10 protein-coding genes are annotated in these 10,981 nt (G+C 67.3%); 4 read left to right on the forward strand and 6 right to left on the reverse strand.

The genetic code is table 11. The features are described from left to right. Positions 1 to 178: 178 nt before the first annotated feature. Genes RT456_RS07985 through yidD form a run of 3 tightly spaced genes read right to left on the reverse strand, consistent with a single transcriptional unit; the run spans position 179 to position 2,625 of the window. Positions 179 to 1,024, reverse strand: a complete 846-nt coding sequence (locus tag RT456_RS07985) for a M23 family metallopeptidase (protein WP_313344832.1) — start codon at positions 1,022 to 1,024, stop codon at positions 179 to 181. Then, entirely contained in the window at positions 1,024 to 2,370 is a 1,347-nt protein-coding gene (locus tag RT456_RS07990) for a dihydroorotase (RefSeq protein WP_313344835.1), read from the reverse strand. The genes RT456_RS07985 and RT456_RS07990 overlap by 1 nt, the downstream gene beginning before the upstream one ends. Next, positions 2,371 to 2,625 carry a membrane protein insertion efficiency factor YidD gene (gene yidD / locus RT456_RS07995; RefSeq protein WP_313344838.1) on the reverse strand — a complete coding sequence of 85 codons (255 nt, stop codon included), beginning with the start codon at positions 2,623 to 2,625 and terminating at the stop codon, positions 2,371 to 2,373. Between the two features lie 270 nt (positions 2,626 to 2,895). Between yidD and dksA the strand changes: the two genes are divergently transcribed. Continuing rightward, on the forward strand, positions 2,896 to 4,074 hold the full coding sequence (dksA, locus tag RT456_RS08000) for an RNA polymerase-binding protein DksA (protein WP_313344843.1): 1,179 nt from the start codon (positions 2,896 to 2,898) through the stop codon (positions 4,072 to 4,074). A gap of 164 nt (positions 4,075 to 4,238) precedes the next feature. Here dksA and RT456_RS08005 read toward each other — a convergent pair whose 3' ends face one another. From RT456_RS08005 to cysS, 3 genes are read right to left on the reverse strand one after another with little or no spacing between them, the layout of a single operon-like run. Then, positions 4,239 to 5,492, reverse strand: a complete 1,254-nt coding sequence (locus RT456_RS08005; protein ID WP_313344847.1) for an MFS transporter — start codon at positions 5,490 to 5,492, stop codon at positions 4,239 to 4,241. Further along, positions 5,489 to 5,932 carry a SufE family protein gene (locus RT456_RS08010; protein WP_313344848.1) on the reverse strand — a complete coding sequence of 148 codons (444 nt, stop codon included), beginning with the start codon at positions 5,930 to 5,932 and terminating at the stop codon, positions 5,489 to 5,491. Before RT456_RS08010 ends, RT456_RS08005 begins: the two co-directional genes overlap by 4 nt. Positions 5,933 to 5,957: 25 nt before the next feature. Continuing rightward, positions 5,958 to 7,325, reverse strand: coding sequence for a cysteine--tRNA ligase (cysS, locus tag RT456_RS08015; RefSeq protein ID WP_313344849.1), 1,368 nt, complete (start codon positions 7,323 to 7,325; stop codon positions 5,958 to 5,960). A 228-nt stretch (positions 7,326 to 7,553) separates the two neighbouring features. Here cysS and RT456_RS08020 point away from each other — a divergent pair, with 228 nt between their 5' ends. The 3 genes from RT456_RS08020 to RT456_RS08030 all read left to right on the forward strand — a co-directional run bounded on the left by RT456_RS08020 (position 7,554) and on the right by RT456_RS08030 (position 10,857). Next, positions 7,554 to 8,114 (forward strand): hypothetical protein, encoded by a 561-nt coding sequence (locus tag RT456_RS08020; protein WP_313344851.1) that lies wholly within the window; start codon positions 7,554 to 7,556, stop codon positions 8,112 to 8,114. 328 nt (positions 8,115 to 8,442) lie between these two features. Beyond that, a complete protein-coding gene (locus RT456_RS08025) occupies positions 8,443 to 9,453 on the forward strand; it encodes an N-acetylornithine carbamoyltransferase (protein WP_313344854.1) in 1,011 nt (336 codons plus the stop codon). Positions 9,454 to 9,660: 207 nt separating this feature from the next. Beyond that, a complete protein-coding gene (locus RT456_RS08030; RefSeq protein WP_313344856.1) occupies positions 9,661 to 10,857 on the forward strand; it encodes an argininosuccinate synthase in 1,197 nt (398 codons plus the stop codon). Positions 10,858 to 10,981: the final 124 nt, after the last annotated feature.

Here is a 10,981-nt window from a genome sequence, read left to right on the forward strand (position 1 = left end):
AACAAGCGGTAGAGCCACGCCCTGCGTGGCTGCGCGGTGCCGAAACAAGCGGTAGAGCCACGCCCTGCGTGGCTGCGCGGTGCCGAAACAAGCGGTAGAGCCACGCCCTGCGTGGCTGCGCGGTGCCGAAACAAAACGCAGCCACGCAGGGCGTGGCGCTACGGCGTGGCGTTTGCCGCTACCGATTGCGTTCAAGCACCAGCAGCGGATCCATCCGCGTATCGAACCAGTTCATGCCCCAATGCAGGTGCGGCCCCGTGGCACGCCCGGTGGCGCCCACCGCGGCGATCACCTGGCCCTGTTCCACCCGATCACCCACCTTCACATCGATACGCGACAGGTGCAGGAAGTTGGAGCTGATCCCGAAGCCATGGTCCAGCAACAGCGTGCCGCCGGTCAGGTACAGGTCCGGGCCGGCAAAGGTCACCACGCCGGCGGCCGGCGCCTTGACCGGGGTGCCGGTGGGCACCGCGATGTCCATGCCCGAATGGCCCGACCCGGGCTGGCCGTTGTACACGCGCGCATTGCCGAAGCGGCCGCTGATGCGCCCCTGCACCGGCCAGATGAACGCTTGGGCGAAATCGGCACGGTTGTCATCGCGGGCGCGGGCGGCGGTGACCTGCGCCTGCTCGCGCTTGATCCGCTCGGCGATCGCCGGCGGCGGGTTCACCGTCTTGGGCGGCACGCCGTTGACCCGCTCCACCGGCCAGTCGCGCGCCGTCACGGCGATGCTCACCGTCTCGCTGCCGCCGTCGGGGCGCTGCACCTGCACCTGCAGCGGGCCCTGCTCATCGCGGCCGATGCCGAACACCACACTGCCATAGCCGCTCACCCGCAGCGTGCGGCCGGCGTACTGCACCGTGCTGCCGGCCGGCACCTTGCCGATCACCATGGCACCCTGCGAGGCGCTGGCCGGGAACACCACGCGGGCGTCGGCCTGGGCCAGGGCAGGGGTGGGCACGACGACCAGCGCCGCCAGCGGGGCCAGGGCCAGCAGGCCCAGGCCGAGGAGTGCTGCCCGCATCAGCGGTCGTAGCTCATGCGCTGGCCGTTCGGTGCGCCCACCAGCTGCTGGCCATCCCACGCCAGCTGGCCATTGACCCAGGTCGAGGCGATGCGCGAACGGAAGGTGGTGCCCTCGAACGGCGACCAGCCACACTTGGACAGCACGTCTTCGCGCTTGACGGTGAACGGCACGTCCTCCACCAGCACCAGGTCGGCCCAATAGCCCTCGCGCAGGTAGCCGCGCTGGCTCACGTCGAACAGCTGCGCCGGGGCGTGGGCGAACTTCTGCACGACCTGGGTGATCTCCAGCTTGCCTTCATGCACCAGTTCCAGCGCCGCCACCAGCGCGTACTGCACCAGCGGCAGGCCGGAGGGCGCCTGCGGGTAGGGCTTCTGCTTCTCTTCCCAGGTGTGCGGGGCGTGGTCGGTGGCCAGCACGTCGATCACGTTGTCGGCCACGGCCTGGGTCAGCGCCTCGCGGTCGCTGGCTTCCTTGATCGCCGGGTTGCACTTGATCAGGTTGCCCAGGCGCGCGTAGTCGCTGCGGTCGAAACGCAGGAAGTGGATGCAGGTTTCGGCGGTGATCTGCTTGCGGCTGCCGTCGGCGCGGACCAGCGGGCCCTTCTCGAACAGCTTCAGCTCATCGGCGGTGGAGATGTGCAGCACGTGCAGGCGGGTGCCGTGCTTCTTCGCCAGCGCCACCGCCAGCTCGGACGACTTCAGGCAGGCCTCGCGCGACCGGATGTCCGGGTGCTGTTCGGCGCTCAGCGCGTCGCCGTACTTCTCGGCGTATTCCTTCGCCTTGGCGTCGATCATCGGCGTGTCTTCACAGTGCGTGATGATCGGGGTGGGGGCGTACTTGAAGATCGCGTCCAGCGTTTCCGGGTTGTCGACCAGCATGTTGCCGGTCGAAGCGCCCATGAACACCTTGATGCCCGGCGAGTTCTTCGGGTCCACCACCTTGATGTCGGCCAGGTTGTCGTTGCTGGCGCCCATGTAGAAGCCGTAGTTGGCGCGCGCGCGGCCGGCAGCGGCGTCGTACTTGGCCTGCAGCGCCTCGGCATTGAGCGTGGGCGGGTTGGTGTTGGGCATGTCCATGAAGCTGGTCAACCCACCGGCCACCGCGGCGGCCGATTCGGTGGCGATGTCACCCTTGTGGGTCAGGCCGGGTTCGCGGAAGTGCACCTGGTCGTCGATCATGCCCGGCAGCAGCCAGCGGCCAGCGGCGTCGACCACGCTGTCGCCGGGCTGCGGCTCCAGGCCGGTGCCGATCTGCGCGATGCGGCCGTTTTCAATGCGCAGGTCGCCGTCGACGATGCGACCTTCGTTGACCAGGCGGGCGTTGACGATGAGCGTGGCGGACATTCAGTGTTTTCCTGTGCAGCGGCAGTCGGCGGGCGCGGTGCGCGGCGGCACCTCGTCCACGCCACCGGGATGGAAGGGATGGCAGCGCCCCAGCCGCCGAGCGGCCAGCCAGCTGCCGCGCGCGGGGCCATGGGTGGCGATGGCCTGCATGGCGTATTCAGAACAGCTGGGCATGAAGCGGCAGCGCGGCCCCAGCAGCGGGCTGATGAAGCGCTTGTAGAAGCGCAGCAGGGCGATGAGCAGGTGGGAGATCACCCCCCAATCTTAGAGCAGTTGGCATGAAGGCCGCATTTGTCGCAGGATGGGGTGTTGGCCCCGCCCGCACCATCCACGCGGCGGGCCGCCCCGGCGACAGCGCCGGGTCAGGTTCCGAACTGCGCAGGTCGCTCCGCCAAGCGGGGGAACGGCCACACCCCGCCGCACTTCCCGGCTGAACGGAGTGGGCGGTGTGGTTGCTGCTGCTGGTCGGGTAGGCTATAAAGGCCCGCTTTCCCGGGCCCCGGGGAAACCAAGGAAGAGCGTTTCGTGGCTGCTAAAAAAACTGCAAAGAAGGCCGTCAAGGCCGCCAAGAAAACCGCCAAGCCTGTTGCTAAGAAGTTGGCGGCCAAGTCCGTTGCCAAGAAACCGGCTGCCAAGCCGGCTGGCAAGCCTGCATCCAAACAACCGGCGGCCAGGACGGCACCCGTAAAGAAGGCGGTGGCCAAAAAGGCCCCCGCAAAGGCGCCAGTGAAAAAGGCGGCGGCCAAGCCGGCGCCCAAGCCTGCGTCCAAGACCGCCGTGGCCAAGAAGCCGGTCGCGAAGGCGCCGGTGAAAAAGACCGCGCCCGCCAGCAAGACCGTGGCCAAGAAATCCGTTACCCCGGCGGCCAAGCCCGCGCCGGTGAAAAAAGCGGTTGCCAAGCCGGTAAAGGCCGTCAAGCCGGCCAGCAAGCCGGTGGCAACCAAGCCGGCGGCCAAGCCGGCCGCAGCACCCGTAGTGAAGTCCGCACCGAAGCCGGCTCCGCCGGCGCCGGCCAAGTCTGTCCCGGCCAAGGCCGCGGCCAAGCCTGCTCCTGCTCCGGCGTCCGCGCCGAAGCCGGTGGCGGCTGCCCCCGCGCCGAAAGCCCCGCAAAACAAGAATCCCGTGCCCGTTTCGAAATCGCCTGCAAAAACTCCCGTGAAGTCCGAATCCGCCCCCAAGCCCGTCTCGCGTCCGGTCGGCAAGGTCGCCGTTGCCGTGGCCGCGCGTTCGTCCGCCCCGGCCCCGCGCACCAAGGTCAAGGTCGTGGAATACAAGACTGACGAAGCCACCGGCCGTCCGATCCCGCCTGCCGGCTACAAGCCGAGCGCGGAAGAGGAGTACATGAGCCCCCTGCAGCTGGAGTATTTCCGCCAGCGCCTGCAGACCTGGCGCAATGAACTGGTCGAAGAATCCAAGCAGACCATCGCCAACCTGCAGGAAGAAGTACGTGACATCGGCGACGAAGCCGAGCGCGCCACCCGCGAGACCGAGAACTCGCTGGAACTGCGTACCCGCGACCGTTACCGCAAGCTGATCGGCAAGATCAACAGCACGCTCAAGCGCCTGGAAGACGGTGACTACGGCTACTGCGTGGACACCGGCGAAGAAATCGGCCTGGACCGCCTCGAAGCGCGTCTGACCGCCGAACGCACCATCGACGCCCAGGAGCGTTGGGAGCACCTGCAGAAGCAGCAGGGCGACTGATTTTCGCTTGCTCTGGATCCAATCGAAAAACCCGGCCTCGGCCGGGTTTTTTGTTGCCTTGGAGGCGGTCGTCGGCCTGAAGGCAACAGCAGCGTCTTTGCTGCTACCCGCCGGCCCTCTACACGTAGGTCAGCAGACCCAGGCTGTGGCGGTTGCAGTTGCAGTTATTGCAGATCGCGCAGATTCAACCGGCGCAGGGTCGGGTTCTTCCAGGCGGTGATGCCGGCCACGCTCAAGACCGCGAAGCCGCCCAGCACCACGGCGGGGACCAGGCCGAGCAGCTTGGCCATCGTGCCGGCGTAGAACGCGCCGAGCTCGTTCGAGGAGCTGATGAAGATGCCGTTGATCGACGACACGCGGCCGCGCATTTCCTCGGGCGTGGCCAGCTGCAGGATGGTTGAACGGATCACCACCGAGACCCCGTCGAAGGCCCCGTAGAAGAGCAGGATCACCGCCGACAGCCAGAAACTGTGCGACAGCCCGAAGCCGATCACGCACAGACCGAAGCCGGCTACGGCGAACAGCAGCACCCGCCCCGCATGGCGCTGCAGCGGGCGCCGTGCCAGCCACAGCCCCACGCAGACCGACCCCAGCGCAGGGGCCGCGCGCAGGATGCCCAGGCCCTCCGGGCCGTGGTGCAGGATCTCGTGCAGGAACGCCGGCAGCATGGCCACCACGCCGCCCAGCAGCACCGAAAACATGTCCAGCGCCATCGCTCCGACCATGATCCGGTTGCCCAGCACGAACCGGCCGCCCTCGGCGATGCTCTTGAAGATCGGCGCGGCCGGGCCGGTATGGACCGGCTCGGAGACGCGCAGCGCGGCCAGGCAGCCCAGCGCACCCAGCGCCACGCCCACCGCCACCCCGTAGGCCACGCTCTTGCCGCCCCAGGCCACCAGCACGCCGCCCAGGGCCGGCCCAATGACCATGCCGGCCTGGAACACCACCGAACCCAACCCCGCGCCGCGCGCGAACTGATGGCGCTCCAGCACCCGCGCGAACAGCGCGTTGTAGATGGGTGACAGGAAGGCACGGACCATGCCGGTCATCGCCACCGCCGCATAGATCGGCCAGACCCCGTTGAACGGCAGCCAGCCCTTGGCCACCGCCGTCAGCACCACCGCAGTGAGCACCAGTCCCGCGCAGGCCACCATGCCCAGCCGCCGGCGTGGCAGGTGGTCCACCAGGTAGCCGGCGAACGGCGCCACGCAGAAGAACGGCAGCACCTCGGCCAGGCCCACCAGCCCCAGCGAGAACGGATTGCGGGTCACTTCGTAGATGTGCCAGCCCACCGTGACCGCCACGATCTGATAGGACAGCATCGCCAGGATGCGGTAGGCCAGCAGCAGCGAAAAGCCCGGCCGCGCGAGCAGGCCAAGGGCGCTCTCGCCGACCTCGGTGGGGGCAGGGGAACTCACGGTGCCGACTGCGCCAGCGCGGTCTCTCGGATGAACGCCAGCATCGCCGCCACGCCGTTGCTGCGCGTCGGCGAGAGGTGGCGGGACAGCCCGATGTCCTGGATGTAGCTCGGTTCGGTGGCCAGGATCTCGGCCGCCGAACGCCCCGAATAGACCCGCAGCGCCAGGTAGATCAGGCCCGAGACAATGGCCGAATCGCTGATCGCATGGAAGCGCAGCGTGTCCGCATTGCCCTCCGGCACGATCCAGACCATCGACTGGCAGCCCAGCAGGCGGTGTTCTTCCGTCTTCCATTCCTCGCGGAAGGCGGGCAGCTTGCGGCCAAGGTCGATCAGGTACTGGTAACGCTCCGACCAGTCGCCGAAGAAGGCGAACTCCTCGGCAATGGCGGTCTGCGCTTCAGCGGCGGTGGGTTCGAGCGGGAAGGGGGAATCAGTCACAGCGGTCTCTACGGTTGTTGCGGGGTTAGCGCTTTCTCGACCAGCGTACGCCCTGGGCGGTGTCTTCCAGCACGATGCCGTCGGCGGCCAGCTGGTCGCGGATGGCGTCGGCACGGGCGAAGTCGCGCGCCTGCTTGGCGGCCGCACGGGCATCGATCAGGGCCTGGATGGCCGCATCGTCGTCGCTGCCGCTGGCCGTGCCGAACCACGCCGCCGGATCCTGCTGCAGCAGGCCCAGCGCCAGGCCGGCGCCGAGCAGGGCCGACTTCCACTGCGCCTTGTCGGTGTCCGCGGCCTTGCGCGCTTCGCCGGCAATGCGGGCCAGCTCGGCCAGCGCCTGCGGCGTGTTGAGGTCATCGTCCAGCGTCGCCTCGATCTCCGCCGGAATCACCGCCGTCGCCTGCACGTCGACCAGATCGCGCAGCGTGCCGTACAGGCGGTCCAGCGTCCGCACCGACTGTTCGATCAGCGCGTCGGACCAGTCCAGCGGCTGGCGGTAATGGGCCGACAGCAGCGCGTAGCGCAGCGCTTCGGGCGCATGCTGGCGCACCAGGTCGTGGACCCGCTCGATGTTGCCGATCGACTTGCTCATCTTGGCGCCGCCGAAGTTGAGCATGCCGTTGTGCAGCCAGAACCGGGCGAAGGTCTGCCCGCCGTGGGCGCACTCGCTCTGCGCGATCTCGTTTTCGTGGTGCGGGAACTGCAGATCCACGCCACCGGCATGGATGTCGATGGTGGCGCCCAGGTGCGCGGCGGCCATGGCCGAGCACTCGATGTGCCAGCCCGGGCGGCCACGGCCCCACGGCGAGGCCCAGCCGGGCAGGTCGTCGCTGGACGGCTTCCACAGCACGAAGTCGCCCGGGTCGCGCTTGTAGGGCGCCACGTCCACGCGGGCGCCGGCCAGCATCTCGTCCGGGTCGCGGCGCGAGAGCTTGCCGTAGTCGGCGTAGGACGCCACCGAGAACAGCACGTGGCCATCGGCCGCATAGGCATGCCCGGCGGCGATCAGCTGCTCGATCATCGTGATGATGTGCGGAATGTGCGCGGTGGCTTCCGGCTCGATGTCCGGTGGCACCACGCCCAGCGCCGCCATGTCCTCGCGGTAGGCGGCAGCGAAGCGGTCGGTGATCGTGGAGATCGGCACGTTCTGCTCACGCGCGGCGGCGTTGATCTTGTCGTCCACGTCGGTGATGTTGCGGGCGTAGCGCAGGCCGCCAAAGCGGCGCCGCAGCAGGTCGGCCAGCACCCCGAACACCACCGGGCCGCGGGCGTTGCCGATATGTACATAGTTGTAGACCGTGGGGCCGCACACATACAGGGTCGGACAGGTCGGATCGAGCGGGGTGAACGGTTCGAGCTGGCGTGTCAGGTTGTTGTGCAGGCGCAGGGTCATGGGGCGTGGGGCCGGGCGGAGTAGGGGCAAGCCCTCGATTTTAGATCACAACGGCCGCCAGCGCTGGCCCCGTGCCGCGCCAGGGCACCCTTTGCCCCGACCCGGGGGTGGCCGGGCGTCGCAAACGGCACCCCCTGCTATGGGCAGATGCGTCGCGGAAGGGTAATGTTCAGCCCCTTGTGCCTGGCACTGCCTAAACTATCCACCTTGTCCTCTTTCCTGTTGCCAATGAAATCCGCTTCGTTGCTGACGCTGGCCTGCCTGCTGGGAAGCGCCGCCTTCATGGTGTGCGCCCAGGATGGCGAGGTCCGTAACCGGGTGGTGATCGTGGAGAACGTCAAGTTCGACTACGCGCAGGTACTCAATGTCGAACCTGTGTTCCAGACCCTGCGGGCCACCCGCACCGAGGAGCACTGCGAACCCGTCTCGACGCGGACCCTGGCCCCGGTCAACGTGACCGGCGAGGAGCCGCAGGAAGACAAGGGGCGTTTCGGCCGGTTCATGGATTCGGTGCGCTCCATCTTCAAGCGTGAAGACGGCACGACCGAGGAGGGCGCCCCGCTGGTGGAGGCCCCGGCCGCCAACAACGGGCCGCTGCTGACCCGCGACTGCCGCATCATCCCGGTCGGCCGCGAGTTCCGCCGTCCCATCGCCTACGACGTGGATTACGTCTACAAGGGCACCAAGTACCGTTCGCGGCTGCCGGAAGACCCCGGCAACCGGCTCAAGATCCGGGTCTCCATCACCCCGTGGACCGGCGCCGAGCCTGGCAGCGCAGCCAACCCGTAACCCCCCCCCGTCCGGTAGCGCCAGGCCCTGCCTGGCGGCCGCCCGGCCCGATGCCCCACCCAAGGGTTGCGCCGGCGTCAACCACATGCAAAGATTGGCGGCCATGAAACTCACCGACTTCCAGCACGACACCAGCGCCGCCCGTATGGCTACGGGCATGACGTCGCGTGCCCGCCGACCGGAACCCCACATTTTCGCTGGGTAACCGGAGCTTCGTGCTGTCTGTTCGGAAAACCCAGCCCCCGCGCTGGGTTTTTTCGTTTCTACGATTTGAAAAGTTGCATTTGTACCCTTTCTTCCATTGAACCCCGCCTCAAAGGATCGATCGATGTCCCTGAAGCACTTCCTGAACACCCAGGACTGGAGCCGCACCGACCTGGATGCCCTGCTGACCCAGGCCGCGCTGTTCAAGCGCAACAAGCTGGGCGACGAGCTCAAGGGCAAGTCGATTGCCCTGGTGTTCTTCAATCCCTCCATGCGCACCCGCACCAGCTTCGAGCTGGGTGCCTTCCAGCTGGGCGGGCACGCGATCGTGCTGCAGCCGGGCAAGGACGCATGGCCGATCGAGTTCAACCTGGGCACCGTGATGGACGGCGACACCGAAGAGCACGTGGCCGAGGTGGCCAAGGTGCTGGGCCGCTACGTCGACATGATCGGCGTGCGCGCGTTCCCGAAGTTCATCGACTGGGCGCAGGACCGCGAGGACATCGTGCTCAAGGCCTTCGCCAAATACTCGCCGGTGCCGGTGATCAACATGGAAACCATCACCCACCCGTGCCAGGAACTGGCCCACGTGATGGCGCTGCAGGAACACTTCGGCACCCAGGACCTGCGCGGCAAGAAGTACGTGCTGACCTGGACCTATCACCCCAAGCCGCTGAACACCGCAGTGGCCAACTCGGCGCTGACCATCGCCACCCGCATGGGCATGGACGTGACTCTGCTGTGCCCGACCGCCGACTACATCCTGGACGACCGTTACATGGGCTGGGCCGAGCAGAACGTCGCCGAGAGCGGTGGTTCGCTGAAGATCAGCCATGACATCGCCAGCGCCTATTCCGGTGCCGACGTGGTCTACGCCAAGAGCTGGGGCGCGCTGCCGTTCTTCGGCAATTGGGAACCGGAAAAGCCCATCCGCGACCAGTACAAGCACTTCATCGTGGACGAGGCCAAGATGGCCATGACCAACAACGGCGTGTTCAGTCATTGCCTGCCGCTTCGTCGCAACGTCAAGGCAACCGACGGCGTCATGGACTCCGCACAGTGCATTGCGATCAACGAAGCCGAGAACCGCCTGCACGTGCAGAAGGCGATCATGTCGGCGCTGGCCGGCCGGTGATGGCCACCGGCCGCGATCGGCGGGTTACCGCCGACGGTAGAGCCGACGGTAGAGCCGACTGTTAGTCGGCTGCTCGACCAGAACCAAACGCAGCCACGCAGGGCGTGGCTCTACACCAGAACCAAACGCAGCCACGCAGGGCGTGGCTCTACACCAGAACGCAATAACCGTTTCCCATTTCCGCCCCCCATTTCGGACCCTACCTCCATGAGCAAGAAAGACATCGTCCTGGCCTTCTCCGGTGGACTCGACACCAGCTTCTGCGTGCCTTACCTGCAGGAACGCGGCTATGCCGTGCACACCGTGTTCGCCGACACCGGCGGCGTGGATGACGAAGAGCGCGATTTCATCGAAAAGCGCGCCGCCGAACTGGGCGTGGCCAGCCATGTCACCGTCGACGGTGGCCCGGCGATCTGGAGTGGCTTCGTCAAGCCGTTCGTGTGGGCCGGCGAGGGCTACCAGGGCCAGTACCCGCTGCTGGTGTCGGACCGTTACCTGATCGTCGATGCCGCGCTCAAGCGCGCCGCCGAACTGGGTACCAACATCATTGCCCACGGCTGCACCGGCATGGGCAACGACCAGGTCCGCTTCGACCTGGCCGTGAAGGCGCTGGGCGACTACCAGATCGTCGCGCCGATCCGCGAAATCCAGAAGGAACACACCCAGACCCGCGCCTACGAGCAGAAGTACCTGGAAGAGCGCGGCTTCGGCGTGCGCGCCAAGCAGCAGGCCTACACCATCAATGAAAACCTGCTGGGCCTGACCATGTCCGGCGGCGAGATCGACCGTTGGGAAGCCCCGGGCGAAGGCGCACGCGGCTGGTGCGCACCGCGCAGCGAATGGCCGGCCGAGGCGCTGACCGTGACCCTGACGTTCGTCGAAGGCGAAGCCGTTGAACTGGACGGCAAGGCGCTGCCGGGCGAGCAGATTCTGGCCAAGCTCAACAAGCTGTTCGCGCCCTACGGCGTGGGCCGTGGCGTGTACACCGGCGACACCGTGATCGGCCTGAAGGGCCGCATCGTGTTCGAGGCGCCGGGTCTGGTCTCGCTGCTGGCCGCGCACCGCGCGCTGGAAGATGCCGTGCTGACCAAGCAGCAGAACCGCTTCAAGCCCGACGTGGCCCGCAAGTGGGTGGAGCTGGTGTACGAAGGCTTCTACCACGACCCGCTCAAGACCGACATCGAAGCATTCCTGAAGTCCTCGCAGACCAAGGTCAACGGCGAAGTGGTGCTGGAAACCCGTGGTGGCCGCGTGGACGCGGTGGCGGTGAAGTCGCCGCACCTGCTCAACACCAAGGGCGCCACCTACGCGCAGTCGGCCGATTGGGGCGTGGAAGAGGCGGAAGGCTTCATCAAGCTGTTCGGCATGAGCTCTACCGTGTACGCGCAGGTCAATCGCGGCTGACCGCGATTGACGCGTGCCCGGCTCCGCGTAGTGCCGGCCGCTGGCCGGCTCCTCGCAAAGCCGATTTAACGTAGTGCCGGCCGCTGGCCGGCTCCTCGCAAAGCCGATTTAACGTAGTGCCGGC

The sequence above is a fragment of the Stenotrophomonas sp. genome (assembly GCF_032099025.1).
Classification (GTDB): Bacteria; Pseudomonadota; Gammaproteobacteria; order Xanthomonadales; family Xanthomonadaceae; genus Stenotrophomonas.